Here is a 23933-nt window from a genome sequence, read left to right as displayed (position 1 = left end):
ACAATTGCTTCGAATGCGGGAAACACATTTCGGGAGCTGGGGTCGAGTACCACGGCCTCAACGCAGAGGGATCAATTTCAGCGCTGTACTTCCATCCATCCTGCGCTGCGGTGATGGGGCAGCGGCTAATCTGTGATGGGTATCCCCGACGCCGCGAAGGTTGATCGGTAGCAATTGAGGCTGTCGTTTAGCGCCGGGTGATCAGGCCCGGCGAACCTTGAAGCCGAACATGCACTCGATGTCGTGGTACTCGCATCGCTCATAGGCCTTGTACTTGGCCTGCGACGGCGTGCTGGCGAAAACATCGACAATGGTTCGATTGGTGATGTCCCACCAATCCCAACCAGCGACCAGCACCTGGTAGCGCTTCAGCGGGAGCTTCTCGGCCATTTCGCCGTACTGCATCTCCCAGGTGGGGTGGTAGTTGCGGATGCGCTTCTTCGGGTCGCTGTCCAGGATGACGCCGATGTAGTGGCCACGGTCGGCCATGATGACGCCTGGCTCACCGTTGGCGATCACTCGGCGCCCGATTTCGGCCGGCACGTCGTAGTGGCGGCGAACGTAGTCGCAGTTGTAGTTGCTCATGGCTTTCTCCATGCATGCGCCGCCCTCCGTGGCCGGATGCGGCATGGCGGTTACTTGAGGATTGCGCGGGCGCAGGCCTGTATCTCTATCCAGAGAGCAGAGGAAGGCCGTGATTCGTACTTGACGAGTGCCTTAGCGATTCGCACGGCCAGCTCTTCCTTGCTACCTGAAGGCGCTGCCGGCGGCTGGTGGGCAAGCTGGATCGGCAGATCGAACTGGCCCGGAAGGTCGATTCTCATTCGGCTCGTCTCCCCGATCTTCTGATATCCCGCTGGGCGGCAGGCATATGTGCTGCTGGCGCCGGCCGTGCCGGACGCGGGCGGTGATGCGTTTCACTTCTTGCTCCCGTAGGCCGGAAAATCAAGCGCGTGCTCTTCGGTCAGGGTTCGAACGGTGTGTGGACTGATGCCCAGGCGCTTGGCGGCGGCGTACGGGCTCAAGCCGGTGCCGCTGATCTCGCGCAGTAGGACGACCAGCTTTGCGCGTTCAGCTTCGCGCGCCTGGCGTGCAATCTCTCGCTGCAGGCGTTCTTTGTTGTTGCTCATGAAGAAGAAACCGTGCTCCTTCGACATGCGGTGCAGCTCGGTGCGGCCCATGCCCAGTTCCTGAACAGCCTGGGCTAGGGTCATGGATTTGGCTGCTTGCTTCACGCGCTGTACCGTTTCGTTCTGCGCCTGGATCGCAGCGAGGGTCGCCGGGTCGCTAGAGGTCGATCCGGGGCCGTGGTGCGGCCTGCGCGGTACCGGCTGGAAACCTTGCAGCTCGTGCACGATGCCGCCTTCGAGGAAGAAGCTGTCGATGCTGGCATTGAGCTGGGCCAGCACCGCGGCGCGCTGGTCTTGGAGTGGGCCGCCGATCATTGCAGTCCGCCTCCCTTGCTCGCCGCACCTGCCTCCATCGCATCCACGAACCGCATTGCGGTCCGGTAGCTGTAGGCGAAGCCTTGAACTGCGCCGGTGGCGATCTCTACCACATCCCAGGTCTTCCCCTTTCCAGATGCTTGGTAGCGCGGGGCTCCCTGTCCGATTCGGGCGAACGCTTCGTTGCGCGCTTCCTGGCTGCGTTCAAGCAACGCAGCGAGCACCATTCGCTTGTCCTCGAAAGCTTTATGCACGGCTGTCTGCATGGGGTGATCCTCGGGTGGGTCAGGCGTGGAGTTCGAAGGCCTCGGCCCTGCGAACTATTCGAACTTGTGCGGTGCGCCGCTCGGGCGCCCGGCGATCGCGGCGCATCGGGTCGCTGTCGTTGATTGCCGAATGCATGGCGATCAGGGCGGCGAGGGCGATGCAGAGCGGGCTGATGATCTGTTGCCGCATAGCCTTGGTGACGGCCTCGATCCGGCGCCCGGCTTCGAGTTTGAATAGCGCGGCCTCGATGCGGTTGGCGACGGTGCCGGGGCTGACTGCCATCTGGCGGGCGATTTCTTTGGTGGTGAGGCCTTGGGCCACCCACAGCAGTGCTTCAAGCTCGCGGGGAGCCAGCGCCTTACCGAGCTGGCCAATCCATGAGCCGCAGGTGATCGTTTCCATGAAGTGTCCTCGGTGAGCTGCATTGGTGTGTGGTCTGGGGGATCTTCCAGGCGAGGCCTGCGAGGCCCTGTAATCGTTCCCCATTTACTCAGGGCGGCCTGCCATTCAGTTTCAGATCACACACCGATGCAGCCTGGTGATGGGGAACTAGGTGGATCGGGCAGTTTTCGTCAGGCTGACGTGGCGCTGGTTGTTTGGTGGCCAGCGGCCAGCTCACCACTGCCCAGGTGACGGGCTTTGCGCTAGGCTGAGCGCTCTCACACAACACAGCCAGCAAAGGAGGGCGAGCCGCATATGCGCAAGCTCAAGTTGGAATACCTGCATGACGCCGACGATATGAATCCCACGCACCTTGAAACCGATCAACCGATCGAGGTGGGAGATGCTGTAGAGCTTGAGGATGGATTTTGGTACGGGGTCGTGGCGATCAAACTCTTGGAGCGAGATATTCAGCTAACTCTGTCGAAATCGTCTGAAGACGCTCAGGAGGCAAAGCTTGTAATGAAGCAGCTATTGTCCGACTGAGGACGATGGTGGCGTACTTCAGGCAGCTGTATTTATCAATGTCCCGGCTGGGATGCATGAGCGAAAGCTTCGTTCTCAGCCCTGGGTCACCTTGGCAGGCCAGGGTCATCAGCGCAGCTTCAACTCTCCCCTCCAGCGTCGGCGCGTTGACCGACGCGCCTCCTGTTTTATTCTGAATCTTCATCGGACTTCTCCCGTTGATTTCCCGTCTGGCCCTGTCGCCAAGGCCAGCCAGTGAAATCGATGTTGCTCAGCAAACCTGCGGGCCGACATGTCGAGCGAGGAAGCTTGCTGCTTTGCGTAACGTCCACCAGAACTCAATTGCCGGATTGACTCGGCGCCTGGTGGCTCATCTGCTGGTTTTTAAAGAGCGGTGGCTGCCTGAGCTGCCGTGCTCGTTTGCAAATGCAAGCGAACTTGCATTTATAAAAGCATGCTTGTTTTTCAAATGCAAGCACGCTTGTGTAATTTTCTCTTACTGTATGGATGTACAGTACGTAGGAGGTGGCGGATGTCAGCGCAGGAAAATGCAGTTCGGATGGATGAGCTCACTAGCCTTGAGCGGCTAGGGCTGAGGGTTTCGGCAATGATTAACTCGCCACTGGCCCAGCTGGACAGGAGGGTGTTAGTTCATCGCATGGACACCGATGCCGACCAGGATTGGGAGTCAATCATGGAGTTGCTGGCGGAGACCGATGGTCTGGATATGACGTTCTGCGACGATGGGTCGGTGTTCCTGAAATGGGATGTGCCGACGGACGACGATCGGGTGATAGACAGGGGAGAGGAGGTGGCCCTGGTTGAGCCGGAAGAGGAGGAGGCGCCTTTCTGACGGGCATGAAAAAGCCCGCTGGGGCGGGCTTAATTTACTTCGCGATACTCGCGACTAGTGGGGCCAAGTACTGCTGCACAACCCACCAGCCGGCTCCGAAAACAGCGATGCCGGCAACCAGCGCATATGCAGCTGTTTGCCCCTTGGTGAGCATCGTTTTTTCAATATGCTCCAGCCGCGTCTCAACCTTGGCCAAGGCGATCTTGGCATCAGTCATATCGCGCTCGAGGTTAATGATTCTGGTGTCCACGCCATCTCCTCCTGGAGGTTCGTGACCGCCGTTTCGCTTCCTCTCATGTTCGAGGTCTCTGGTCACGCGATCATATTGCGCTTGCAGCAGGCGAACATCAACGGTCTCATTGGCCATCGGCGTCACCTGGACCATTGAGCCCGCTTAGGTCATTGAGCTCGCTCAGAACGTCAATGTGTTCCTGAAGGCCGTGGAAGACCTCCAAGACTTCATTCCGAGCTTTGGAGTCTATGCCGTCCATGCCCAAAATAGCTGCACTCAGCTTCATGAGGGCCGAGCTTTGTAGAATGGCCAGCTTGTTCAGGCGCGAAACCGCGATCTTCAGCTTAAACGATTCGCTTTCAGTCATGTTGGCATCCCATCTTCAGACCTTCCTGGCATTCCAGACCAGCAAAACCTTTGCGTGGATCATCACGTCATCGATTCTTGCTGACTGCTTTTCATAGTTTCTGTTGTCGGAAATCAGCCAGACATGGTCCTCATCCTGGCGCTGTAGGCGCTTGATCAGCAGATCCCCATGCCAGGTAAGTACATACACCCCTTCGCCCTGGTAATCGTTCACGCCTCGATCCACGATCACTGGGTCTTTGTCGTTGATCGTCCCCTCCATGCTCTGCCCCCACCCGGTGATCATCGCCAAGGCCTGGGCGGCGGAGTAGGTCACGCCTTTCTCCCGCAGCACTTCCTCGCGGATCACCACATTGCGAATGACCTCGCTGTACTCGGCAGGAACCTGGCCGTGGCCCATTGCGGCGCGGATGTCGTATTGCGGGATTGAGATATCCCCATCTGGGGTGTCGGCGGCCGTGATGATGAACCCGCTTCCATTTTCGCCCTGTGGATCCTCCTCAACAGCGCGCACGATGCTCTGCCGAGCCTCCGCTGTTAGGCCTTTCCCGTGTTTTTCAAGCATTTTTCGAACCGCTTCAGCTGCGGATACGGGAGCGCTCGGCTCATTGGTCGGCTGGGGCTTCGGGTCCGCTTTACGCGGCGGCTCGCCCTTGCCTCCAAGAAGCCAATCCACTGTCGTGTCATAGCCATCAGCTAGGGCAACAAGGTTCTCGTTCTTGATGTTCTCGGTGTCACCGGCAAACCACTGGCGGACAGCCTCATAGCTGATCCCACAGGTATTGGCGATGTCCCGCTTGACGTTGCGCACGCCAAGCTCAGGCCGGCGGGCTAGTACGAGTTTGGTGATTCGATCAGTGGTCTTCATGTGCGCAATCTACAAGGTTGCTTGTCAAGCATGCTTGTTTTGAATATGCAAGCATGCTTGAATATCGAGACGAGCAAAGGAGGTCGCCATGACCAAAAGCCAGGCAATTAAACATTTCGGTTCCATCTCGGCGCTCGCGAAAGCCCTTGGCGTTACCTATGAAGCAGTCCGCCAGTGGGAGGACGTGCCCGAGCTGCGGCAGTACCAGATCGAAAGGCTTACACGTGGCGATCTGAAGGCTGACCAGAAGGGTGCAGCAGCGTGACTGGTGAGCTGATTCTCTTCTACTTGGCCTATTGCCAGTAGATGACTGAAACACCTGCGAATCCATCCAGTAGTGGAATTGCAGACGAAAAAAAACCGCCTGGCGGGGCGGCTTTCTCTACAGCATTTCAACGGGTTTAAGCATGACAAACATCGTCCCACTTGACAAGTCCAGGGGGTTCACCCGGATGGACAACCAGCTCATGGATGGCCTGCTGGCTATCGATCTCCCGGCCAGGGAGATGAAGATTGTGCTGTACGTGGCCAAGGTCACCATCAACTTCGGTGCGGGCGCTCAGCGCATCCCGGCTACCGACATCGCGAAGGCTATCAACGCTCACCCTGACACCGTATCCAAGGCAATCTCCAGCCTGCTGCGTCGTCGGGTGCTGTTTCGCGAGGGCGGTGCACGGGGTGACATCGGTGTGAATGATCCGAAAGACTGGGTATACGTCACTGATCCGAATCAGACCAAAACAGCCGACTCGGCTCAAGTGGTCCGAATCGGCGAAGAGTCGAAACAGACCAAAACCGCCGAGTCCCTTCTTTATTCTAAGAATCTAACCCCCTATGTATCTCTTCCTTCGGAAGAGAATACATGCCCCCCCAGTGATGATCCGCCGACTCCGGCCAAGGTTGACCGCAAGGCGCCGTTCGGGAAGGTCGCCATGCTGGCCGACAACCCCCATGGTCTCGATGAGTCGCTGATCGCCGACTACCTCGCAGTTCGCAAAGCCGCCAAGGCCCCGGTCACCGCGCGGATTTGGTCCGGCCTGAACACCAAGCTGGACCAGTGCAAGGCTTTCGGTATTCAGCCTGCTCAGGCCCTGGAGATCGCGGTCGAGAACGGATGGCGGGGCTTCGAGGTTGAGTGGATCACCAAGCGCATCGGCACCCATCTGCCTGCCAAGGCCAACCCCAACAGCCGCCACCACGGTTTCAGTGACCGCGATTACACCGGCGGACTGACCGAGCGCGAGGACGGTACCTATGCGATCTGAATCGGTAATCACCATGTCCGACGTGAGAAACGCCGCAGGCTTCCGTGTCCAGCCGGCCGAGTGCGAGCACCACGGCGCCTTTGAGCAGCGAGTGACCCTGTTGATGGGGCGCGAGATCGTGGGGCGCTGCCCTGAGTGCGAGAAGAGCGCCATTGCCGAGCGCGAGGCCAAGCAGCTAGCGGAAGAAACGCGCCTGAAGCGTGAGGCCGTGACGCGCAAGCTAGGCTCGGCGCTTATCCCGAAGCGCTTCGCCGGCCGCACCTTGGCCAACTACCGCGTTGAGCACGAAGGGCAGCGCAAGGCATTGGCCTACTGCACCCGCTACGTGGCTGCGTTCGAGGAGATCGAGCGCACCGGGCGGTGCCTGATGCTGCTGGGCAAGGTCGGTACTGGCAAGACCCACCTGGGCGCCGGCATGGCCAACGAGCTGATGCGCAATACCTCGGCTACTGCGGTTTACCGAACCGTGGGTGCGATCCTTCAGTCCATCCGCGCCACCTACGACCGCCATAGCGAACAGTCCGAAGCCGACATCCTGGCCAGCCTGATCGAGCCGTCGCTGCTCGTGCTGGACGAGGTCGGCGTGAGCAAGGAGCAGCCGAGCGAGTTCGAGCTGACCACTCTGTTTTCCATCATCAACGGGCGCTACGAGCAGATGCGTCCCACGGTGGTGATTTCCAACCTGGAGGCCGGCCAGCTGCGCCACGCCATGGGCGAGCGGTGCTACGACCGCCTGCGCGAAGGCGGCGGCGTGGTGGTGCCCTTCGAGTGGGAATCTCACCGCGGCAAGGAGGAGTGCTGATGCGGCAAACCAAGTTAACCAAGGCCGCGCGCGGCCGGGAGTGCCAGGTGCGAATCCCTGGTGTGTGCAACGGCAATCCGGAAACCACCGTTCTGGCGCACTACCGCATGGCCGGCACTTGCGGCGTTGGTTACAAGCCGCATGACCTGCAGGGCGCATGGGCTTGCAGTGCCTGCCATGACGCCATCGATTCTCGCAGCAAGACAGCATTCAGCTACGACGAACTGCGGTTCATGCACCTTGAAGGCGTGGTGCGGACACAGGCTCAGCTGATCACCGAGGGGGTTCTGGTCGCATGAATGCTCCCGCCCTTCGCCCGTTCAAGGCAAAACCGGCCCGCGCCAAGCCCGTTGACAGGGAAGGGCAGGAGCAGGCCGCGCTGATGAAAGAGCTGCAGCTGCGCTACCCGCAGGCCTACAAGCTGATCTACCACGTCCCGAATGGCGGCCACCGGGTCAAGGCAGTGGCCGGAAAGCTCAAGGCGCAGGGCGTCAAGGCCGGCGTGCCCGACCTGGTGCTACCGATGGCCCGCGGCGGCTACTTCGGCCTGTACATCGAGTTCAAGGCCAAGCCGCCGTTCGATGCGCCAGTGTCGGCGAGCCAGGATGCTTTCCTGCAGATGCTGACGAATGAGAACTACCTGGCCATTGTGTGCCGGGGCAACATCGACGCGGTCGAGGCCATCCGTGCCTACCTGCTGCAGCCTGCCACGGTGGCAGCATGAGCGCGACCCGCGAAGTGAAATTCAGCGAGGCAGAGATTCGCCGACAGGGTGCTGACAAGTCGGTGCGCGACCTGCGCGACCCGCGTCACCCCGGGCTGTATCTGCGTTTCTGGAGCAACCGCGAGCGCGGCACATGGCATCTGGTGCGCGGCAAGAAGTGGGTGCCGGTAGCTCGCTGGCCTGAGCTGAGTGCGGCTGCGGTGATCGCCGAACTGCCCGCGCTTCGTCAGCGCTTGCTGCGCGCCCCGGCCACTGCGCTGGTCGTCTCGGGAATGGCCACGGTAGGGCAACTGCTCGACTGGTACGTTGAACGTATGGCTCGCGACCGCTCCCTATCGGCGAAGCGCAAGGCTGCCACCCGCGCCGCCGTGGGCCAGCACCTGCGGCCATGCCTGGGCGATCTGCCAATCAAGTACGTCAGCGCCGAACTGATCGATAAGCATCTGATCTGGCCAGGCCAGGCCAAGCTGTCGCTGTCCTATCTCCGGCAAATGTTCGGGATGCTGCTGACCGCCTTTCGTCAGGCCCTGAAGCTGGAGATGATCGACGGCAACCCCATGGCCGGGGTGCGCTTCAGTGACTTCACCAAGGCGCGAATCACCGCAAAGGCTGCTCGCCTGCGTGGCGTGCACTTACCTGAGCTGATGCAGCAGTTGGCTCAGGCCTTCGAGACGAGCCCGAGCGACGCCATGTTGGCTTTGATGATGCTGGCCCATGGCACTCGAATCGGAGAGACCCGCATGGCGCGCTGGAGCGATGTCACCTTGGCTGCTGCCGAGTGGTTCATTCCGGCCGCCCACACCAAGACCCGCACCGAGCACCGCCTGCCACTGACCGCCCAGTTTCAGGCGCTGCTGATCCGCTACCGCGCCATTCAGCAGTCCAAGGGCTACGAAGGCGCCTACCTGTTCCCGAATCGTCGCGGGCAGCCATTGAGCGAGACCCAGGCCAGCATGGTGTTCACCCGACTGGGGCAAGGCGAGTGGACCAGTCACGACCTGCGCAAGGTGTCCCGCACTACCTGGACCGACCTCGGTATCGACGGCCATATCGGCGAGATGCTGCTCAACCACTCGCTGGGCAAAATCGCCAGCACCTACATCCACACGCAGGCCATGGAGCAGCGCAAGTTGGCTCTAGAGAAGTGGCATGCGTGGCTTGATCGGATCGGCTTCAGCGCCGTCCATGGCCTTAAAGAGGCCTTATTTGAAATCCCGCAGAATTCGGCACAGACCAATGGTGGCGAGGCTTCGGGAGGCCTTAGCAAATTAGTTATTAGCGAGGATTCGAAATGAGAAATCTGGGCAAGTCCCGCGCCCCTCTGCTGTTCCTCGATGGCGGCATTCGTGGTGTCGGCATCCCTGGGATGGTGATCATCGACGAGTTCTTTGACATCACTTCGGAGATCGCTGGCTCGAAACGGCAGCCTCCACGGCCTTGGTTGAAGGCCAAGAAGGGGCGTCGAGCAGAATGAGGAAAAGCCACGGCCCGGCTTTCAAGAAGGCCGTAATTGAATTGGATGTATGCCCTTTGTGCCGTGGGAGAGCGGTAACCAAGGGTTTGTTTCACGAACTGCCATGCGACCACTGCAACGCCTCTGGCTGGGTAGTGGCTGCAACTGGCGAGGCCCTGGCCCTGGATGAACTGGTGACCCAGCTCAGCATGAGGCTGCAGGCAGCGACACGGCAGATTGAGCAGTTGAAGAACCCTCAGGCATCTGGGCCTGAGGCGACATATCAGGGAAGCAACCGGCTCGGCGCCGGCGGCACCAACTACACCGGGGATTGAGGGGGAAGGACATGAGCCATTTGGAGCGAACTGCTGAGGATTTGCTGGAGCATTGGGGCCGCTGGGCGGTTCTGGGTTCGGGAGTGTCGTGCTGCGCGTCACGCGAGAACACCATCCTTGATCCGATGATCACTGACGATGCGGCCCTGCTGATTGATGGTTTGGTAGGCCGCTTGCTCAAGCGCTACCCAGAATGTGGAAAGGTAATCTTCAAGTACTACACGTCTCGTGATACATCGCTGAAGGAAGTGGGAAAGAAGCTTGAGTTTGGAGAAGAGAAGACTCGTCAGCTATGGAAGGCAGGTGTGGCCTGGATTGATGGCGCACTCGATGTTCGACGTGAAGCCGCTTGACAGCCCCGGTCCTCACCAGTATCTTTCGTGTTACTTTGCGGTAGGTGCGCGAGAGCAAACTCGCCATTACCAGCAGCCTCCTTAGAGCCTCGGCATTCGCCGGGGCTTTTTCGTTTTCGGCTCCACCACACCCATCGCCCCGAGCTGGGAGTGCTGTTGGGGCCGAATCTATTCCGCTCCCCAAAAGGGAGGAACCGAGATGCCGAACATGCCCGAAAAGGATCCTGGCCTGTGGGCCGCTGTGCTCGCCTGGGTGCTGGCTCACCAGCCTCAGCTGTACGCCGCTGGCCTGTCGGTCGCGATCGCTGCCCTCCGGGTCGTGTACGGCGGTGGGACTCGGCGGCAGATGTTCCTTGAAGGTGCTCTCTGCGGCCTCATTACCCTGGCTCTAGTGCCGCTGCTCGAGTGGATGGGCTTGCCGCAGGGCATGGCGACCTTCGCAGGCGGTGCGGTCGGCTTCATGGGAGTAGAGAAGCTGCGCGGCTACTCCGACCTGTTCCTGTCCCGCAAGGCGCAAGGCTGATGGCCAGGCTCAAGACGCTCGGCTCTCGCATCAAGGAGAGCGCAGGGTCGCGGGTGAAGGTAGTCACGCCAGGCAGTTGGCGGAGCGGCATGACCAGCTCCCAGCGTGGCTACGACTACCGATGGCAGAAGGCGCGAGAGCAGTACCTCCGTGACAACCCGCTGTGCGCCTACTGCGCCCGGCAAGGAAGAACGGCTGCAGCCAGCGTCGTCGACCACATCGTTGCGCACCGAGGTGACAAGGATCTCTTCTGGGATCAGTCCAACTGGCAGCCCCTCTGCAAGCCTTGCCACGATTCGGTCAAGCAGGCCGAGGAGGCTGCAGGACTGGTCGGGTGACCTCCAGCGACTCGAAACGGGCGGAATGAGGCTTCGAGGCACGCCATTGACGTGCCACGGGGTGGGGGGAGGGCAAAATATAGCGATTCTCACGTAGCTAGACCGCCACCGACCCCACGTACAGATTTTTTTCCCCCACAGGATTTTTGTTAAATGGCTTTAACATCCCGCAAGCGCGCATTCATCGCAGCGCTGAGGGAAGGTGCGTCCAATCGGGACGCAGCTGTGGCGGCTGGTTATTCGGAGAAGACAGCGTCTGCGGCGGGCTCTAGGCTGGTGAAGGACAAGGACGTGGCGGCCGAGTTGGCCAAGCTGCGCGCCCTGGGTCTGATGCCGCCAGATGTTAAAGCAGATGTTAAAGCGCATGTTAAAGCCAAGCCTGCGCCGGAGCCATCGACGCAGGCTGAATCGGCGCCCGAGCCGGCTGCCACGAAGGACGATCACGCCGACCCTGAGCCTCCCGGCTTCGACCTGATGCAGGCGCTACTGCACCGCGACCCGAAAGACTTCCTATTGTCGGTGATGAACGACCTGGAGTCGGAGCCGAAGCTGCGCGTCGATGCCGCCAAGGCCCTCATGCCCTTCGTGCATCCCCGCAAAGGGGAGAGCGGTAAGAAGGACCAGGCCCAGGCCAAGGCCGAGCAGGCCTCCACTGGCAAGTTCGGCGCCCGGCGCGGCCCGCTGAGAGCGGTTAAATGATGGAATGGACCACTGCATGCCCTGACTGGGAGCAGCGCATCGTTGCGCGCAAGAGTCTGATTCCCTTCAAGCCGCTGTTTCCGAGCGAGGCCGAGGAAGCGCTCGATGTATTTGGTGCCCTCCGGATGGTGGATGCCACCGGTAGTCCACTGATGTCCGAGACTGTGCGCGACTGGGTGAACCAGTTCGTGGCCGCCATTTTCGGAGCCTACGATCCGGATGAAGGCCGACGCCTGGTCAGCGAGTTCATGCTGCTGATCAGCAAGAAGAACGGCAAGTCCACGATCGCTGCGGGCATCATGCTTACGGCCTTGATCCTTAACTGGCGGCCCTCTGGTGAGTTCATCATCCTGGCGCCTACCAAGGAAATCGCGGACAACTCCTACATTCCGATTCGCGACATGGTGCGGGCGGATGAAGAACTCGACGCCTTGCTCAAGGTGCAGGACCACCTGCGCACTGTTACCCATCGGCAGACCAGCGCCACGCTCAAGGTGGTAGCTGCTGACAGCGAGACCGTTTCAGGCAAAAAGGCCATCGGCGTGTTCGTCGATGAGTTGTGGGTATTCGGCAAGCGTGCAAATGCCGAGGCCATGCTGCGCGAGGCCACAGGTGGCCTGGCGTCTCGGCCCGAGGGTTTCATCATCTGGGCCACCACCCAGTCTGATGCGCCGCCAGCCGGCGTGTTCCGGCAGAAGCTGCTGTATGCCCGAAAGGTGCGCGACGGCGAGATCGTCGACAAGTCGTTCTTGCCAGTGCTGTACGAGTTCCCGAAAGCGATGCTCGATGCTGGGGCTCATCGGGATTTCTCTAACGCCTATATCACCAACCCCAATCTGGGGCTTTCGGTCGATGAGCCGTTCATCGAGCGGGGATATGCCCAAGCGCAGATGGATGGGGAAGAGTCATTCCGCGGCTTCCTGGCCAAACACCTCAACGTCGAGATCGGCCTGGCCCTGTTGTCCGATCGCTGGGCCGGCACTGACTACTGGGAGCAACAAGCTTCCGAGCTGTGCAACACCTTGGATGATCTGATCGAGCGCTGCGAGGTAATCGACATCGGCATCGACGGCGGGGGGCTGGACGACCTGCTGGGGCTGGCTGCCATCGGGCGTGAAATAGGCACGCGGCGCTGGCTGACCTGGACTCACGCCTGGGCGCACCCATCCGTGCTGGAGCGCCGAAAGTCAGAAGCCCCGCGCATTCGGGACTTCGCCAAAGATGGGCACCTGACACTAGTCAACCGGATCGGTGATGACATCGATGACGTGGCGCAGTTGGTCGCGAAGGTCGAGCAGGCCGGGCTGTTGGACAAGGTCGGGCTCGACCCAGCTGGTGTCGGTGCGATTCTCGATGCCTTGGAGGCGGCCGGGATACCCCGCGACAAGATCGACGGCATTTCGCAGGGCTGGCGCTTGGGCGGATCAATCAAAACTGCGGAGCGCAAGCTGGCAGAGGGCGCCCTGCTACACGGCGGTCAGCCGATGATGGCGTGGTGCTGCGGCAATGCTCGCGTTGAGCCCCGAGGCAACTCGATCCTGATCACGAAGCAGGCTAGCGGTTCGGCGAAGATCGACCCGCTCATGGCGCTGTTCAATGCCGTGACGCTGATGGCTCTCAATCCAGAAGCGAAAAGCGGCATGGACAACTACCTCAACCACGGGTTCTTCGACCTCATAGGCTGACCATGGCATTCAAATGGTACAACCCCGCGACCTGGGGCTTTTTCGGTTATACCGACCCGACCACCGGGAACTATGTGGAGGCCGATCTAGAGGTTGGCGGAAGGCGGACGAAGGCTGGTGTGCGGATCACCACCAGGACCGCGCTGTCGATCAGCATGGTCTGGTCATGCGTCAAGGTCCTTTCGGAATCGCTGAGCGGCTTACCTCTGAAGCTCTACGAGGACAAGCAGGGCGGTCGGCAGATGATCAGCGGCAACGACCGAATGCTCAAGCTGCTGCGCAAGCCCAACCCGTACATGACGATGCTGAACTTTCTAAAGTTCGTGGTCGTGAATATGGCGCTGCGTGGCAACGCCTTCGCGCTGATCGAGCGCAACGGGCAGGGTGATGTGATCGGCATGGTCCCGCTGGACGGCCGAACGGTCAAGGTCGATACCGAAGATGATCTGCTTTACACGGTGACGCCCGCCGAAGGCGACCCGTTTCCGGTGTCGCCCGAGAACATGCTGCATTTCAAGCTGTTCAGCCTGGACGGGGTTGTTGGCCTTTCTCCATTGGAGTACCAGGCCGAGACTATGGGGCTGGCTAAGGCTGGCCAGCAGTGGTCGGCGCGGTTCATGCGCAAAGGCGGATTCACAGGTGGCTACGTCATCTACGACGGCTTCCTGACCGAGCAGCAGCAAGAACAGATCCTCAAGCGATTCCCGGATGTCCGTAAGGCCGACACCGACGACATCGGCAAGATGGCGATCCTGCAGGGCGGGCCGAAGATTCACCCCGCCGGGATTTCGCAGAAGGACGCGCAGTTCATCGAATCTCAGCAGTTCCAAGAGGAAGCGCTGGCAGGCATCTACGGCGTGCCACTCTGGCTGGCAAACCGAGCCGGCAAGACCTCGATCATGGGCTCCAACCTGGAGCAGCAACTGATCGGCTTCATCACCTTCGGCCTCAAGCCCTACATCGACACCATCGAGGACGAGCTCAACATCAAGCTGTTCGGTACATCCGGGCGATTCCTTGAGTTCGTTGTCGAGGGGCTGATGCGTGCGGATAGCGCTGGTCGATCCACCTACTACGGTGGCGCCCTGGGCGGGTCAGGCGGCTCAGGTTGGATGAGCATCAATGAGGTCCGCGCGAAAGAAAACCTGCCTCCCTTGGAAGGCGAAGAATACAACCGGGTCACCCGGTGGGAGATGCAAACCAATGGCGAGCCTTGAATGCCCATTCGAACTCAAGTCCGTTGACGAAGCCGGCAATTTCGAGGGCTACGCCGCGGTATTCAATAACGTGGACCTGGGTGATGACGTGATCGTGCCGGGGGCTTTCACCCGAGTGAAGGCGACCCGCGGCGGCAAGCTCAAGCTTGCCCTGTACCACGACCTGACCCGCCTGGTCGGAGCCGCCGACTTCACCTCGGACGATCACGGCCTGCTCCTGAAGGGCCAGGTCAACCTCAGAGTCAGCTATGCGCGTGACGCTTACGAGCTGATGAAAGACGAAGTGCTCGACAGCATGTCGATCGGCTTCAACACCATCAAGGCAGATTTCGAGGAGCGCGCCGGTCGGCGTGTGCGTGTCATCAAAGAGGCCGAACTCTGGGAGGCCTCTTTCGTCCCGTTCGGCATGAACCCCGAGGCTCAAGTCCTCAGCGTCAAGTCGGACATCAGGCTTTTCGAGAAGGCCCTGCGCGAGCGTATGGGCCTCTCGCAGAAGGAAGCGGCGGCAGTCGCTTCGCTCGGCTACACCGCGCTGCGCCGTGACGGCGGGAGCGAGGCCACGGCGATCGTGGATGAGCTGAAAGAAATTCCCAACTTGTTCACCCAATATTTCGGAGTATCGCCATGAGCGAAGTGAAAGAACTGAAGGACTCACTGGAACTGCAACTGAAAAACGGTTTTACCGGCCTCCAGGAAAAATATGACGCGGCCATGGTAGAGGTCGAGAAAGGCAACAAGGTCAGCACTGACCTGAAGAAGCTGATCGATGACCAGAAGGGCGAGCTGCAAAAGGTCATCGACCAGGTGCAGGACCTGGAGCAAAAGGGCGTCAAGCTGCGCGGCCAGCCGGGTGAAGGCAAGAGCTTCATCGACCTGGTGAAGGGCGACGATAGCTACAAGAGCCTGCAGCAGAAAGGCTCCAGCCAGGCCAAGATCGAAGTCACCAAGTCCGACCTGGCCAGCATGAAGGAAATGAAGGTCACCAGCGCTGGCATCGTCGCGCCGAACTATGACCCGGTTATCCAGCCGGGCCTACGGCAGGAGCTGCGAATCCGCGACCTGCTGACTGCCATCCCGGTCAGCGGCCAGAGCTACACCTACTTCCGCGAGAACCTGCACACCCGCGGCGCCAAGCCGGTGGCTGAGGGCGGGCTGAAACCGACCAGCAACGTAACCTTCACCACCGAAACCGATCGGGTGAAGAAGATCGCGGTGTGGATGCCGGCCACCGACGAGGTGTTGTCTGACGTACCGCAAATGTTCGCCTACCTGCAGCAGTTGTTGCGCTACGACCTCAAGCTCGAGGAGGAGGCACAGATCCTCAAAGGTGACGGGACCGGCGAGAACCTGAACGGCCTGATGACCCAGGCCACCAGCTACAACACTGCACTGAGCAAGGCGAGCGATACAGCAATCGATCTGGTCCGCCGCGCGATCTATCAGGTGCGCAAGCAGTCGCTGATGTCGGCCGACGGTGTGGTGATGACCGAGCTCGACTGGATGAACATCGAGCTGCAGAAGGATGGCGAGAACCGCTACCTGTTCGCCAACCTGCAGGGGCTGGTCACTCCGATCCTGTGGGGTCGTCCTGTCATCACTTCGGACAGCATGGACGAAGGTGATGGCGACGCCGGCGGCGAGTTCCTGGTTGCGAACTTTGCTCGCTCCACCACGCTGTTCGACCGCATGGCCTACGAGTTCAAGATGGGCCTGATCAACGACCAGTTCATCCGCAACGAAGTCGCGCTGCTGGTCGAGGAGCGCTTGGGCCTGGGCGTGCGCCGCAAGGAAGCTTTGGTCAAAGGCAACTTCCCGGTGGCCGCTTAACCCATCCCTCAAGGCCGGCACATCGCCGGCCTCTTTGTTTCAGGAGGCAGTATGCACATCAAAGCTCTGTGGGGATTCGTCGGTAACGCGGATCTGCTTGGTGCTGAATCGCCCAAGGTAAAACGCGGCCAGGTGTTCGAGAAGGCCGACGACGAGTATGCCCACACGCTGCTGGGCAAGGGCCTGGCCGTAGAGGTTGACGCCAATGGCAAGCCGCGCGTGGTGAAGCCGAAAGAAACCAAGCCTGCCGCGCCCAAGGAAGACAAGGCTGCTGCCGAGAAAGCAGCGGCCGAGAAGGCTGCAGCGGAAAAAGCGGCAGCTGAAAAGGAAGCCGCCGACAAGGCTGCCGCAGACAAAGCAGCTGCTGACAAGGTTGCTGCCGAGAAAGCAGCGGCCGAGGCTAAGTAAATGATCGACCTGGCCAACGTGAAGATGCACCTGCGGGTCGACGGCGATGAAGAGGACGCCCTGATCGGCGGCTACGTCGAAGCGGCCAAGGCTCACGTCGAACAGCACTGCGACCGCAAGCTGGTCGAGGCTGACCCGGTAGAGCCCGAAGAGATGGGCCTCACACGTGATGTCGAGCAGGCAATCTTGCTGCTGGTCGGGCACTGGTACGCCAACCGCGAGGCCGTGGCCGTCGGAACCATCGCCACGGCCATGCCGCTCGCAGTCGAAAGGCTGCTCTGGTACAGGAAGCGCTTCTGATGAGAGCTGGACCTATGCGGCACCGCGGCCGGCTGAGCAAACCTCAGCGAGTGCAGAACGACACCGGCGGCTTCGATGAGACTTGGGTGGATGTCGGTAAGGTTTGGGCCGAGATCACCATGCCCACGGGCCGTGTCTCTCCGGTAGCTGAACAGCTGCAAGCTGTGGTTAGTGCCGAGATCCGCATCAGGCCCCGCACCGACGTTGTAGCGGGCTGGCGATTCACTGAGATCTGCACCGGCGTGACGTACAAGGTCGAGGCGCCACTACTCAACAATGAACGGGACATGCTGCGGCTGCTTTGCTCCAGCGTCCCCAACCCATGAGGTCAAGTATGAAGATTCGAGCATTGGGCCCGCTGACGGGTGCTTCTGGCGAGCGGGAGAAGGGTGAAGTATTTGAGGTGGCCAAGGAGTATGGCGAGGGCTTGATTGCCCGCGGCTATGCCGAAGCTGTCGACGACAAGGCTGAAAAGCCATCCAGGGCCGCTCAGGCCAAGGAGTAGGTCATGGCACGTCGCTCCAGCCTCCGGGGCGATATCCGGCTGCGCCGGACGCTCCGCAACATCAATAAGACCATGGACAACGAGCTGAAGCCAGCCATGGAGAAGGCAGCGGGCCGAATCCTGGCAACCCAGCAGCAACTGATCCCAAAGGACACAGGCGCAGCTGCATCAGCCCTGAAGGTCTATGTCTCGCCCAGCGGCCTGGACGCCCAAGTCGGAATCCGGGGAAAGCGCGATAACCGCCGATTCTTCTATTTGCGCTTCCTCGAGTACGGCACCAAGGGCTACACCGGCACTATCTACCAGCGGGCCGACCGCAATGCCGTAGGCGGGGTGCACACCACCAACCGCGATAAATCACAGCTGGGTGGGCGCCGAAATGCGCTTCGCCAGCGCGATACCAAGAACAAGTCCGATGGGCAGAACTTCTTCGGCAAGTATCCGGACATTCCGGCAAGGCCTGCTCATCCGTGGCTGAGGCCTTCAATAGACGTGAACAGGGAGTACGTGATGGCCGACATTGAAACGGCGATCCGCCAGACCCTGCGCAAGGCAAGCCAGGGGGTAGGCAATGGCTGATCCCTCCGTTGCGCTGCAAACGGCGTTGTTCGCCAGGCTCCGGGCTGAGGTCAGCTGTCCGATCTACGACGGTGCTGACATCAACACCCAGAAGCCCTATGTGTCAATCGACCGCGAGATCAGCACCAACATCAGGCCAATCGCTGGCCGGAAGCGCGAACAGCGCCTGCTGTACCTGTCCGTCTGGTCGGAAGCTGTCGGCCAGGCCGAGGTCAAGCGTATCACTGGTGAAGTAATCGCAGCCCTGGATGAACGCAGGCTGCCGCTGGCGGTGGGCCGCGCTGTTTCGGTCCGGGTTGAACAGGCCGATGCCCAGCGCGATGCCGACGGCATCACGTACCAGGGTTCGATCACGGTCCGCGTTATCACCACTCACTGATCCACCTACTGGCCGCACCGCGGCTTTATCCAATGTGCCTTTGGAGGACCCCCCATGGCCGAAGACAACCTCAATACAGCCGCTGGCTGCCGCCTGGCGATTGGCGGGAAAACTGGCGCGGACACCCTTACCGAGTACGAGGCCGACACCTATGCGGATGTCGGTGAGATCGAAGACCTGGGCGAGTTCGGCGACACCTTCAACCCGGTGAACTTCACTTCCCTGGCCGATGGCCGTGTGCGCAAGTACAAGGGCACCGCCGACGCTGGCAACATGACCGTGACTGTAGGCCTGGATAACGGCGACCTCGGCCAGAAGGCCGTCGCAGTGGCACACAAGGACCGTACCAAGGGCAACTACAACATCAAGGTCACGCTCAACGACGGTGACCCCGGCGCCACGCCGGCCATTCTGCCGACCACCTTCTACTACGGCGTGAAGGTCATGAACAACACCGTCGCAGCGGGCTCGGCCGACAACGTCGTGCGCCGCAACGTTACGCTGGCCATCAACACCGACATCCTCGAAATCGTGGCCGGCCCGGCTACCCCGTGATCGATGGGGCTTAGGCCCCGTCTCCCCCTGAGTGAACTTTTATGAGCGAAGCCTTGTATGGCACCGTCACCTTGGTGGTCGGTGCGCGAACCTACACACTGCGCCCAACCCTTGAGGCGGCGCTGCTGATCGAAAGCCGCTTCGGCGGCCTGCGCGGCGCGCTCGAATCGATGCGGCTGATGGGCATCGCAGCCAGCGCAGACATCATCGTTGCCGGTGCTGGCCTGGATGCCGACAAGCACGCCCAAGTCGCCGCCGAGGTGTTCCAGACCGGCGTGGCAAAGGTATCTGCACAGCTGAGCGGATTCCTCTCTGTGCTGCTCAATCCGGTACCGCCGAGCGTTGCCGCCCGGGGAAAGGACGAGGCGGTCAGCACAGCGCAGTGAAGAACGGGAGCTACGTCGATTATCTGTTCGGCGTAGCAACCGGTTGGCTTGGCTGGCCGCCTGACACTGCCTGGCATACCCCAATCCCCCAGATCATGCTCGCTCTCGATGCACGGCTTGATTGGACTGGCCGAGGCCAGGCCCAGGACCAACCCTCTGGTCAGCGTGCCGCGCCCCGTAGAGCGGTGAGCGTAGCCGACAAGCTGAAGGCCTTCTTCCGAGGCCGTCAGGAAGAGTAGTTCGCCGCCCCACCTGGGCGGCTTTTTTGTGCGTGGAGAAAGGCATGGCCGATCAACAAGTCCAGGGGATGCTGGTCCAGATCGAGGCAACAACTGCCCAACTGCGGCGCGAGCTGGCGAACGCTGACCAGGTGGTAGCACGCAGCACCCAGGCGATCGACCGCAACCTGGCGACCGTCGATTCGGCCTTCGACAGGGCAGGCGCTGCGGCCCAGAGTGCTGGCGTGCTGATGCGTGGTGCCTTTGCCGCTGTGGCGGGTGCTGGTCTGATCGGCGGCATCATCAAGCAGGTTGACGCCTACGGGCAGATGTCCGACCGAATGAAGGCAGCTGCCGGCAGCGCTGGCGAGTATCAACTGGTGCAGGAGCACCTGCTGCAAACGGCTCAAGAGACCTACCGCCCGCTGGCGGAGGCTCAGGAGTTGTACATCCGTACTGCGGACGTGATGCGCAGTCTGGGGTTCAACACTCAGCAGACGCTAGATATCACCGACAGTTTCAGCTTCCTGCTGGTGACCAACGCCGCGGCGGCCGAAAAGGCTGGCTCTGCGCTCGATGCCTACTCCAAGGCCCTGCAGACTGGCAAGGTTGAGGCGGATGGCTGGGTCGCGATTCAAGGCGCGATGCCAACGATCGTTGACGCCATTGCCAATGCCACCGGCAAAAGTGCTGATGAAGTGCGCAAACTGGGCGTTGAGGGCAAGCTGTCGCTGGAAGCGATCAACACCGGGCTGCTGCGGACCGTGGACGTGAACCGCAAGGCCGCAGCGGACATGTCTACCAGCGTGCAGGATGCGATGGTGAACATCACCAATGCCATCCAGACGTTCCTGGGCGGCATGGAAGAGCAGACCGGCGCTGTTGCAGGCTTGTCGAGCGTCTTGATTACGCTCGCTGACAACGTTGACTTGGTCGCGATTGCTATGGGCGGCGCGGGCGTGGCGGCCCTGACCAACTATGTTGCCAAGTCTGGTCTTGCGCTGAAAGCGGCGTTGGCCCAGCGCGCGGCCGAGATCCAGAACGCCCAGGCTGCACTGCGTGCCGCGGACGCTCAGCGGATCTATGCACAAGCGCAGGTCCAACAGGCCCAAGCATCCGTGGCAGCCGCTACGGGCCTACAGCGGCTTTCGCTGGTGCAGACGCAACTGATCCCCCGGCAGGCCGCGCTCAAGGCGTCCACCGACGCACTGGCGATCGCCCAGACCAATCTGATGCGTGCATCAACCGGCGGCCTGCTCGCCGCGCTCGGCGGGCCAATGGGCTTGGCGCTCATGGCCGGTACCGCAGCGGCAAGCTTTCTGCTGCTGAGGGACAACGCGGACAAAGCCGGGGTCAGCCTCGATGAGCTGCAGAAGCCTGTGGCCCAGTTGCGCGAGGAGTTCGCCAAGCTCAACAAGGACCAGCGCGAAGCCTCGCTGGTGAAGTGGCAGCAGGAGCAGGTCAACGCCGCTGACAAGGTCAAGGATGCCTACGGCGACCTGGCCCAATCCATCCGCTCCGCCGTGGTGACCGCGCCTGTGCGCGATTCTGGCGGCCAATACAATCGGCAGCTGGCTGAATACCAAGGCTTGATTGATCGCCTCAACGAGGCGCGCGCATCAGGCCAAGGGCTGTCGCCAGTGCTTCAGGAGGTGGCAGCGCGCCTGCAACTGCCGGCAGCGACCGTGCAGCAGTGGATCACCCAGGCCGGCGCCGTCAGCGACGCCGACCAGCGTTCAGGCTTGATCGCCGAGACGCTGCGCGTGCTCACCGGTGTAACAGACGACAACACGGCGTCGACCCAGGCCAACAACGCGGCTAAGGCGGGCATGAGTTCGGCGGGGCAGACCTACCTCGAGACCCTGCAAAAGCAGCTGGCCGGACTGCAAGACAACGGCGACGCGATGAAGATCGCCAACCGGCATATCGCAGAGAACGCCGACCTCACCGAAACAGATCGCCAGGCAATCCTGTCTGCGGCAAGCGCTATTGAGGCCCAGAAGAAGGCCAACAATGACGCCACTAGCAGCAGCAAGGATCGCACCAAAGCCCTCAAGGACGAGATCAAGGCGCTCGACGCAATCATCGACAGGGCGCTTCCCGAGAAGAAGCGCCTGGAGGATTTAACCGAGGGCGTCCAGGGCCTGCGCAAGGCTCAAGCCGCGGGCAAGATCACCGCCGCCGAGATGGAACTCGGCATCAAGAATCTAAACACGGCCTACGCCGACCCCATCATCCAGAAGCGCGCAGAGGAAGAAAGGAAGCTTGCCGAGATTCGCCGTAACAGTGCCGAGGCCTACCGCAAGGCGATGGAGGTGGTGCTGCAGACCCGCCAGGACGCGATCAATGCGGACGTAGCTGGTGAGGGCATGGGCGACGACCAGCGCGAGCAGGCCGATCGGCTGAACGCGGTGCGTGAGAAATATGCTGAGGCACGCCGGCAGCTGGAGGAGCAACAAGAGGATGTGTCTCGCCGCCTTAGCCAGGATGCCTACCAGCAGCGGCTGGCGGACCTTGCCGACTACCAGGCGCGCGAGTTGCAGATGGAGGTCGACGGCTTCGACGCGCGTCTACAGGCGCAGCGAGACTATCGCAACGGTGCCAAACGTGCCTGGGCGAACATCCAGTCCGATGCTGCGAACGTGGCTGGCGCAACCGATGACATGCTCACCACCGGGTTCAACTCGGCCAGAGATGCAGTGGCAGAGTTCGCCATGACGGGGAAGGCCAATTTCAAGGACTTCACCGTCAGCGTTTTAGCTGACATGGCCAGGATCGCCAGCCAGCAGGCTGCCAGCTCGCTGCTCAGCGGGTTGGTGGGGCTCGGGGTGTCAGCGGTTGGCAGCTACTTCGGCAGCGGCGGCGGGAATGGAATGGCGGCTGGCTCAGCTGGGGCCACATCCTCCAACCTTGGCGCGTCACAGGCCGGCTATGGTAGCGCCTATTTCCCACAGGCGCTGGGCGGGGCTTGGAACGGCGGCGTGCAGATGTTCGCCAAAGGGGCTGCGTTTCGCACCAATAACATTCTGAACACACCCACGCCTTTCAGCATGGCCGACGGCGGGCTGGGCGTTGCTGGCGAGGCCGGGCCGGAGGCAATCATGCCACTCGCGCGCGGCGCGGATGGATCGCTCGGGGTTCAGATGGTGGGAGGAGCGGGCGGAGGCTCAACTGTTCTTCAACTCAACATGCCCGTGGCGGTGACGCTTGAGGATCGGAGCAAGGACGGTATGGAGCTGGACAGTTCCGCACTGCAGCAAAACCTCGAGCAGCAGATGCAGGGCGTTGCCGAGCGGGCCATCGCGGTGTCATGGCGCGCCGGCGGGCTCAGTTATCGAAACAGCACAGGAAGACGGTAATGGCCATCGAGACATTCACTTGGGAGCCTGACGATGAGGCGGGCGGCGAGAGCACCTTGCGCACGAGGAAGTCGCAGTTCGGCGATGGCTACGCGCAGGTATCGAGCGACGGGCTCAATGGCGAGACGGACAGCTGGTCCTTGTCGCTCGGGGGCCTGGCGGACGAAATCGCGCCGCCGCTTGCCTTCATAAGACGCCACCGCGGCGCGAGGTCATTTCTGTGGACCAACCCCGAGGGCGTGCTTGGGATGTACCGGTGTGAGACCTTCCGACAGCAGCGCAAACCAGGCGGTGTCGTGGTGCTGTCGGCAACCTTTGAGCGGGCGTACCAGCCATGAGCCTGATCACCCAATTACAGAAGCTCGACCCCGGCGCCGAGATCCTGCTGTTTGAGCTGGATGGCTCGGACTTCGGCGCCGACATATTGCGGTTCCACGGTCACGCGATTCCTCACACACCTGAGGAGCTGGCCGCTGCTGGTGCTGATGCAGACCAGTTGCCTGCAAAATCCATCTGGTGGCAGGGCAACGAGTATTCAGCCTGGCCAATGCAGATCGATGGCATCGAGGCCAACTCGGACGGCACCGCGGTGCGGCCAACGCTGACGGTGGGTAACGTCAACGGCCGCATCACGGCGCTGTGCCTGGCCTTCGACAACCTGCTCGAGTTCCAGCTAACCATGCGCCTCACCCTGGCGCAGTACTTGGACGCCGCCAACTACCCCGAGGGAAACCCAGAGGCCGATCCGGCGGAGGAGGCGCTCGAGGTGTGGTTCATCGATCAGAAAATCTCGGAGAACGGCCAGACGGTTGCCTGGGAGCTTGCCAGTCCCGGCGATGTGGGCGGCGAGACGATCGGGCGCCAGATGACCACGCTTTGCCACTGGGCAATGACCAATGGCTACCGTGGGCCGGACTGCGGCTATACCGGCCCGTATTTCGACTTCGACGGAAACCCCACGGATGACCCGGCCAAGGATGAGTGCAATGGTTGCCTGGACACCGGTTGCGTTGTGCGTCACGGCCAGGGCAATCAAATTCCATTCGGCGGTTTCCCAGCCGTGTCCCTGATCGCCAGGAGCTGATC

General features: G+C 61.3%; 38 protein-coding genes. 29 read left to right on the top strand and 9 right to left on the bottom strand.

Annotated elements, in window-relative coordinates; translation table 11 throughout:
* Positions 1-201 precede the first annotated feature (201 nt).
* The 6 genes from ACF8K2_RS01465 to ACF8K2_RS01440 form a co-directional block, all read right to left on the bottom strand.
* Positions 202-585, bottom strand: a complete 384-nt coding sequence (locus ACF8K2_RS01465) for a hypothetical protein (protein ID WP_256804549.1) — start codon at positions 583-585, stop codon at positions 202-204.
* Positions 586-635: 50 nt separating this feature from the next.
* Entirely contained in the window at positions 636-824 is a 189-nt protein-coding gene (locus tag ACF8K2_RS01460) for a hypothetical protein (RefSeq protein ID WP_392463191.1), read from the bottom strand.
* A gap of 93 nt (positions 825-917) precedes the next feature.
* Positions 918-1445: a helix-turn-helix domain-containing protein gene (locus ACF8K2_RS01455; protein ID WP_392463190.1), complete on the bottom strand. Its 528-nt coding sequence runs from the start codon at positions 1443-1445 to the stop codon at positions 918-920.
* Positions 1442-1711 carry a hypothetical protein gene (locus ACF8K2_RS01450; RefSeq protein WP_392463189.1) on the bottom strand — a complete coding sequence of 90 codons (270 nt, stop codon included), beginning with the start codon at positions 1709-1711 and terminating at the stop codon, positions 1442-1444. Before ACF8K2_RS01450 ends, ACF8K2_RS01455 begins: the two co-directional genes overlap by 4 nt.
* 19 nt (positions 1712-1730) lie before the next feature.
* Complete coding sequence (locus ACF8K2_RS01445) at positions 1731-2114, bottom strand: response regulator transcription factor (protein WP_392463188.1); 384 nt, start codon at positions 2112-2114, stop codon at positions 1731-1733.
* A gap of 427 nt (positions 2115-2541) precedes the next feature.
* A complete protein-coding gene (locus tag ACF8K2_RS01440; protein WP_392463187.1) occupies positions 2542-2823 on the bottom strand; it encodes a hypothetical protein in 282 nt (93 codons plus the stop codon).
* Between the two features lie 327 nt (positions 2824-3150).
* On the opposite strand from ACF8K2_RS01440, the gene ACF8K2_RS01435 reads away from it, so the two are divergent.
* Positions 3151-3471 carry a DUF1654 domain-containing protein gene (locus ACF8K2_RS01435; RefSeq protein WP_392463186.1) on the top strand — a complete coding sequence of 107 codons (321 nt, stop codon included), beginning with the start codon at positions 3151-3153 and terminating at the stop codon, positions 3469-3471.
* A gap of 34 nt (positions 3472-3505) precedes the next feature.
* Here the strand turns inward: ACF8K2_RS01435 and ACF8K2_RS01430 are convergent, their stop codons facing one another.
* The 3 genes from ACF8K2_RS01430 to ACF8K2_RS01420 are packed head-to-tail and all read right to left on the bottom strand — an operon-like array spanning position 3506 to position 4937.
* Positions 3506-3838, bottom strand: a complete 333-nt coding sequence (locus ACF8K2_RS01430; RefSeq protein WP_392463185.1) for a hypothetical protein — start codon at positions 3836-3838, stop codon at positions 3506-3508.
* On the bottom strand, positions 3828-4070 hold the full coding sequence (locus tag ACF8K2_RS01425; RefSeq protein ID WP_392463184.1) for a hypothetical protein: 243 nt from the start codon (positions 4068-4070) through the stop codon (positions 3828-3830). Before ACF8K2_RS01425 ends, ACF8K2_RS01430 begins: the two co-directional genes overlap by 11 nt.
* A 15-nt stretch (positions 4071-4085) precedes the next feature.
* Positions 4086-4937 (bottom strand): S24 family peptidase, encoded by an 852-nt coding sequence (locus ACF8K2_RS01420; RefSeq protein ID WP_392463183.1) that lies wholly within the window; start codon positions 4935-4937, stop codon positions 4086-4088.
* Between the two features lie 88 nt (positions 4938-5025).
* Here ACF8K2_RS01420 and ACF8K2_RS01415 point away from each other — a divergent pair, with 88 nt between their 5' ends.
* The 28 genes from ACF8K2_RS01415 to ACF8K2_RS01280 all read left to right on the top strand — a co-directional run bounded on the left by ACF8K2_RS01415 (position 5026) and on the right by ACF8K2_RS01280 (position 23931).
* On the top strand, positions 5026-5202 hold the full coding sequence (locus ACF8K2_RS01415) for a Cro/CI family transcriptional regulator (protein WP_392463181.1): 177 nt from the start codon (positions 5026-5028) through the stop codon (positions 5200-5202).
* Positions 5203-5344: 142 nt separating this feature from the next.
* Positions 5345-6202 (top strand): replication protein, encoded by an 858-nt coding sequence (locus ACF8K2_RS01410; protein WP_392463180.1) that lies wholly within the window; start codon positions 5345-5347, stop codon positions 6200-6202.
* The gene (locus tag ACF8K2_RS01405; RefSeq protein WP_392463179.1) at positions 6192-7004 is read left to right on the top strand and encodes an ATP-binding protein; all 813 of its coding nucleotides are present in this window, start codon (positions 6192-6194) and stop codon (positions 7002-7004) included. The genes ACF8K2_RS01410 and ACF8K2_RS01405 overlap by 11 nt, the downstream gene beginning before the upstream one ends.
* Complete coding sequence (locus ACF8K2_RS01400; RefSeq protein WP_392463178.1) at positions 7004-7303, top strand: DUF1364 domain-containing protein; 300 nt, start codon at positions 7004-7006, stop codon at positions 7301-7303. The genes ACF8K2_RS01405 and ACF8K2_RS01400 overlap by 1 nt, the downstream gene beginning before the upstream one ends.
* Complete coding sequence (locus ACF8K2_RS01395) at positions 7300-7728, top strand: VRR-NUC domain-containing protein (protein WP_392463177.1); 429 nt, start codon at positions 7300-7302, stop codon at positions 7726-7728. Before ACF8K2_RS01400 ends, ACF8K2_RS01395 begins: the two co-directional genes overlap by 4 nt.
* Positions 7725-9023: a tyrosine-type recombinase/integrase gene (locus ACF8K2_RS01390; RefSeq protein ID WP_392463176.1), complete on the top strand. Its 1299-nt coding sequence runs from the start codon at positions 7725-7727 to the stop codon at positions 9021-9023. The genes ACF8K2_RS01395 and ACF8K2_RS01390 overlap by 4 nt, the downstream gene beginning before the upstream one ends.
* Complete coding sequence (locus tag ACF8K2_RS01385; RefSeq protein WP_392463175.1) at positions 9020-9202, top strand: hypothetical protein; 183 nt, start codon at positions 9020-9022, stop codon at positions 9200-9202. Before ACF8K2_RS01390 ends, ACF8K2_RS01385 begins: the two co-directional genes overlap by 4 nt.
* The gene (locus ACF8K2_RS01380) at positions 9199-9516 is read left to right on the top strand and encodes a hypothetical protein (RefSeq protein ID WP_392463174.1); all 318 of its coding nucleotides are present in this window, start codon (positions 9199-9201) and stop codon (positions 9514-9516) included. Before ACF8K2_RS01385 ends, ACF8K2_RS01380 begins: the two co-directional genes overlap by 4 nt.
* 11 nt (positions 9517-9527) lie before the next feature.
* Complete coding sequence (locus ACF8K2_RS01375; RefSeq protein ID WP_392463173.1) at positions 9528-9869, top strand: antiterminator Q family protein; 342 nt, start codon at positions 9528-9530, stop codon at positions 9867-9869.
* Between the two features lie 199 nt (positions 9870-10068).
* Positions 10069-10392 (top strand): phage holin, lambda family, encoded by a 324-nt coding sequence (locus tag ACF8K2_RS01370; protein ID WP_392463171.1) that lies wholly within the window; start codon positions 10069-10071, stop codon positions 10390-10392.
* The gene (locus tag ACF8K2_RS01365) at positions 10392-10730 is read left to right on the top strand and encodes an HNH endonuclease (protein ID WP_392463169.1); all 339 of its coding nucleotides are present in this window, start codon (positions 10392-10394) and stop codon (positions 10728-10730) included. The genes ACF8K2_RS01370 and ACF8K2_RS01365 overlap by 1 nt, the downstream gene beginning before the upstream one ends.
* A gap of 153 nt (positions 10731-10883) precedes the next feature.
* Complete coding sequence (locus ACF8K2_RS01360) at positions 10884-11429, top strand: terminase small subunit (RefSeq protein WP_392463168.1); 546 nt, start codon at positions 10884-10886, stop codon at positions 11427-11429.
* Positions 11426-13114: a terminase large subunit gene (locus ACF8K2_RS01355; RefSeq protein ID WP_392463167.1), complete on the top strand. Its 1689-nt coding sequence runs from the start codon at positions 11426-11428 to the stop codon at positions 13112-13114. The genes ACF8K2_RS01360 and ACF8K2_RS01355 overlap by 4 nt, the downstream gene beginning before the upstream one ends.
* A gap of 2 nt (positions 13115-13116) precedes the next feature.
* Entirely contained in the window at positions 13117-14331 is a 1215-nt protein-coding gene (locus ACF8K2_RS01350; RefSeq protein WP_392463166.1) for a phage portal protein, read from the top strand.
* Positions 14318-14959: an HK97 family phage prohead protease gene (locus ACF8K2_RS01345; protein WP_392463165.1), complete on the top strand. Its 642-nt coding sequence runs from the start codon at positions 14318-14320 to the stop codon at positions 14957-14959. The genes ACF8K2_RS01350 and ACF8K2_RS01345 overlap by 14 nt, the downstream gene beginning before the upstream one ends.
* Positions 14956-16158 carry a phage major capsid protein gene (locus ACF8K2_RS01340; RefSeq protein ID WP_392463164.1) on the top strand — a complete coding sequence of 401 codons (1203 nt, stop codon included), beginning with the start codon at positions 14956-14958 and terminating at the stop codon, positions 16156-16158. Before ACF8K2_RS01345 ends, ACF8K2_RS01340 begins: the two co-directional genes overlap by 4 nt.
* 51 nt (positions 16159-16209) lie before the next feature.
* The gene (locus tag ACF8K2_RS01335; protein ID WP_392463163.1) at positions 16210-16566 is read left to right on the top strand and encodes a hypothetical protein; all 357 of its coding nucleotides are present in this window, start codon (positions 16210-16212) and stop codon (positions 16564-16566) included.
* Positions 16567-16866 carry a head-tail connector protein gene (locus ACF8K2_RS01330; protein WP_392463162.1) on the top strand — a complete coding sequence of 100 codons (300 nt, stop codon included), beginning with the start codon at positions 16567-16569 and terminating at the stop codon, positions 16864-16866.
* Entirely contained in the window at positions 16866-17192 is a 327-nt protein-coding gene (locus ACF8K2_RS01325; RefSeq protein ID WP_392463161.1) for a phage head closure protein, read from the top strand. Before ACF8K2_RS01330 ends, ACF8K2_RS01325 begins: the two co-directional genes overlap by 1 nt.
* A gap of 8 nt (positions 17193-17200) precedes the next feature.
* Positions 17201-17371: a hypothetical protein gene (locus ACF8K2_RS01320; RefSeq protein ID WP_392463159.1), complete on the top strand. Its 171-nt coding sequence runs from the start codon at positions 17201-17203 to the stop codon at positions 17369-17371.
* A gap of 3 nt (positions 17372-17374) precedes the next feature.
* Positions 17375-17950, top strand: a complete 576-nt coding sequence (locus ACF8K2_RS01315; RefSeq protein ID WP_392463157.1) for an HK97-gp10 family putative phage morphogenesis protein — start codon at positions 17375-17377, stop codon at positions 17948-17950.
* Positions 17943-18329, top strand: a complete 387-nt coding sequence (locus ACF8K2_RS01310) for a DUF3168 domain-containing protein (protein WP_392463156.1) — start codon at positions 17943-17945, stop codon at positions 18327-18329. Before ACF8K2_RS01315 ends, ACF8K2_RS01310 begins: the two co-directional genes overlap by 8 nt.
* A 54-nt stretch (positions 18330-18383) precedes the next feature.
* Positions 18384-18884, top strand: coding sequence for a hypothetical protein (locus tag ACF8K2_RS01305; protein ID WP_392463155.1), 501 nt, complete (start codon positions 18384-18386; stop codon positions 18882-18884).
* A 41-nt stretch (positions 18885-18925) separates the two neighbouring features.
* Positions 18926-19270 (top strand): hypothetical protein, encoded by a 345-nt coding sequence (locus ACF8K2_RS01300; RefSeq protein ID WP_392463154.1) that lies wholly within the window; start codon positions 18926-18928, stop codon positions 19268-19270.
* Positions 19267-19509, top strand: coding sequence for a hypothetical protein (locus tag ACF8K2_RS01295; protein ID WP_392463153.1), 243 nt, complete (start codon positions 19267-19269; stop codon positions 19507-19509). The genes ACF8K2_RS01300 and ACF8K2_RS01295 overlap by 4 nt, the downstream gene beginning before the upstream one ends.
* A 44-nt stretch (positions 19510-19553) precedes the next feature.
* Positions 19554-22847 carry a phage tail tape measure protein gene (locus tag ACF8K2_RS01290; RefSeq protein WP_392463152.1) on the top strand — a complete coding sequence of 1098 codons (3294 nt, stop codon included), beginning with the start codon at positions 19554-19556 and terminating at the stop codon, positions 22845-22847.
* Positions 22847-23185 carry a phage tail protein gene (locus ACF8K2_RS01285; protein WP_392463151.1) on the top strand — a complete coding sequence of 113 codons (339 nt, stop codon included), beginning with the start codon at positions 22847-22849 and terminating at the stop codon, positions 23183-23185. Before ACF8K2_RS01290 ends, ACF8K2_RS01285 begins: the two co-directional genes overlap by 1 nt.
* A complete protein-coding gene (locus tag ACF8K2_RS01280) occupies positions 23182-23931 on the top strand; it encodes a phage minor tail protein L (RefSeq protein ID WP_392463150.1) in 750 nt (249 codons plus the stop codon). The genes ACF8K2_RS01285 and ACF8K2_RS01280 overlap by 4 nt, the downstream gene beginning before the upstream one ends.
* Positions 23932-23933 lie beyond the last annotated feature (2 nt).

The organism is Pseudomonas sp. xss_2, from assembly GCF_043104195.1.
Lineage (GTDB): Bacteria > Pseudomonadota > Gammaproteobacteria > Pseudomonadales > Pseudomonadaceae > Aquipseudomonas > Aquipseudomonas urmiensis.
The sequence above is the reverse complement of the archived record's forward strand: the minus strand, read 5'-3'. Positions and strand labels throughout refer to the sequence as shown.

Coding starts and splice junctions, on each gene's coding strand:
- ACF8K2_RS01285 (WP_392463151.1), top strand. CDS start 22,847: ATGGCCATCGAGACATTCACTTGGGAGCCTGACGATGAGGCGGGCGGC.
- ACF8K2_RS01400 (WP_392463178.1), top strand. CDS start 7,004: ATGCGGCAAACCAAGTTAACCAAGGCCGCGCGCGGCCGGGAGTGCCAG.
- ACF8K2_RS01345 (WP_392463165.1), top strand. CDS start 14,318: ATGGCGAGCCTTGAATGCCCATTCGAACTCAAGTCCGTTGACGAAGCC.
- ACF8K2_RS01435 (WP_392463186.1), top strand. CDS start 3,151: ATGTCAGCGCAGGAAAATGCAGTTCGGATGGATGAGCTCACTAGCCTT.
- ACF8K2_RS01390 (WP_392463176.1), top strand. CDS start 7,725: ATGAGCGCGACCCGCGAAGTGAAATTCAGCGAGGCAGAGATTCGCCGA.
- ACF8K2_RS01305 (WP_392463155.1), top strand. CDS start 18,384: ATGGCCGAAGACAACCTCAATACAGCCGCTGGCTGCCGCCTGGCGATT.
- ACF8K2_RS01425 (WP_392463184.1), bottom strand. CDS start 4,070: ATGACTGAAAGCGAATCGTTTAAGCTGAAGATCGCGGTTTCGCGCCTG.
- ACF8K2_RS01375 (WP_392463173.1), top strand. CDS start 9,528: ATGAGCCATTTGGAGCGAACTGCTGAGGATTTGCTGGAGCATTGGGGC.
- ACF8K2_RS01450 (WP_392463189.1), bottom strand. CDS start 1,711: ATGCAGACAGCCGTGCATAAAGCTTTCGAGGACAAGCGAATGGTGCTC.
- ACF8K2_RS01380 (WP_392463174.1), top strand. CDS start 9,199: ATGAGGAAAAGCCACGGCCCGGCTTTCAAGAAGGCCGTAATTGAATTG.
- ACF8K2_RS01320 (WP_392463159.1), top strand. CDS start 17,201: ATGAAGATTCGAGCATTGGGCCCGCTGACGGGTGCTTCTGGCGAGCGG.
- ACF8K2_RS01365 (WP_392463169.1), top strand. CDS start 10,392: ATGGCCAGGCTCAAGACGCTCGGCTCTCGCATCAAGGAGAGCGCAGGG.
- ACF8K2_RS01340 (WP_392463164.1), top strand. CDS start 14,956: ATGAGCGAAGTGAAAGAACTGAAGGACTCACTGGAACTGCAACTGAAA.
- ACF8K2_RS01385 (WP_392463175.1), top strand. CDS start 9,020: ATGAGAAATCTGGGCAAGTCCCGCGCCCCTCTGCTGTTCCTCGATGGC.
- ACF8K2_RS01350 (WP_392463166.1), top strand. CDS start 13,117: ATGGCATTCAAATGGTACAACCCCGCGACCTGGGGCTTTTTCGGTTAT.
- ACF8K2_RS01440 (WP_392463187.1), bottom strand. CDS start 2,823: ATGAAGATTCAGAATAAAACAGGAGGCGCGTCGGTCAACGCGCCGACG.
- ACF8K2_RS01455 (WP_392463190.1), bottom strand. CDS start 1,445: ATGATCGGCGGCCCACTCCAAGACCAGCGCGCCGCGGTGCTGGCCCAG.
- ACF8K2_RS01310 (WP_392463156.1), top strand. CDS start 17,943: ATGGCTGATCCCTCCGTTGCGCTGCAAACGGCGTTGTTCGCCAGGCTC.
- ACF8K2_RS01430 (WP_392463185.1), bottom strand. CDS start 3,838: ATGGCCAATGAGACCGTTGATGTTCGCCTGCTGCAAGCGCAATATGAT.
- ACF8K2_RS01415 (WP_392463181.1), top strand. CDS start 5,026: ATGACCAAAAGCCAGGCAATTAAACATTTCGGTTCCATCTCGGCGCTC.
- ACF8K2_RS01465 (WP_256804549.1), bottom strand. CDS start 585: ATGAGCAACTACAACTGCGACTACGTTCGCCGCCACTACGACGTGCCG.
- ACF8K2_RS01445 (WP_392463188.1), bottom strand. CDS start 2,114: ATGGAAACGATCACCTGCGGCTCATGGATTGGCCAGCTCGGTAAGGCG.
- ACF8K2_RS01460 (WP_392463191.1), bottom strand. CDS start 824: ATGAGAATCGACCTTCCGGGCCAGTTCGATCTGCCGATCCAGCTTGCC.
- ACF8K2_RS01315 (WP_392463157.1), top strand. CDS start 17,375: ATGGCACGTCGCTCCAGCCTCCGGGGCGATATCCGGCTGCGCCGGACG.
- ACF8K2_RS01395 (WP_392463177.1), top strand. CDS start 7,300: ATGAATGCTCCCGCCCTTCGCCCGTTCAAGGCAAAACCGGCCCGCGCC.
- ACF8K2_RS01410 (WP_392463180.1), top strand. CDS start 5,345: ATGACAAACATCGTCCCACTTGACAAGTCCAGGGGGTTCACCCGGATG.
- ACF8K2_RS01405 (WP_392463179.1), top strand. CDS start 6,192: ATGCGATCTGAATCGGTAATCACCATGTCCGACGTGAGAAACGCCGCA.
- ACF8K2_RS01325 (WP_392463161.1), top strand. CDS start 16,866: ATGAGAGCTGGACCTATGCGGCACCGCGGCCGGCTGAGCAAACCTCAG.
- ACF8K2_RS01335 (WP_392463163.1), top strand. CDS start 16,210: ATGCACATCAAAGCTCTGTGGGGATTCGTCGGTAACGCGGATCTGCTT.
- ACF8K2_RS01420 (WP_392463183.1), bottom strand. CDS start 4,937: ATGAAGACCACTGATCGAATCACCAAACTCGTACTAGCCCGCCGGCCT.
- ACF8K2_RS01280 (WP_392463150.1), top strand. CDS start 23,182: ATGAGCCTGATCACCCAATTACAGAAGCTCGACCCCGGCGCCGAGATC.
- ACF8K2_RS01330 (WP_392463162.1), top strand. CDS start 16,567: ATGATCGACCTGGCCAACGTGAAGATGCACCTGCGGGTCGACGGCGAT.
- ACF8K2_RS01370 (WP_392463171.1), top strand. CDS start 10,069: ATGCCGAACATGCCCGAAAAGGATCCTGGCCTGTGGGCCGCTGTGCTC.
- ACF8K2_RS01290 (WP_392463152.1), top strand. CDS start 19,554: ATGGCCGATCAACAAGTCCAGGGGATGCTGGTCCAGATCGAGGCAACA.
- ACF8K2_RS01300 (WP_392463154.1), top strand. CDS start 18,926: ATGAGCGAAGCCTTGTATGGCACCGTCACCTTGGTGGTCGGTGCGCGA.
- ACF8K2_RS01360 (WP_392463168.1), top strand. CDS start 10,884: ATGGCTTTAACATCCCGCAAGCGCGCATTCATCGCAGCGCTGAGGGAA.
- ACF8K2_RS01355 (WP_392463167.1), top strand. CDS start 11,426: ATGATGGAATGGACCACTGCATGCCCTGACTGGGAGCAGCGCATCGTT.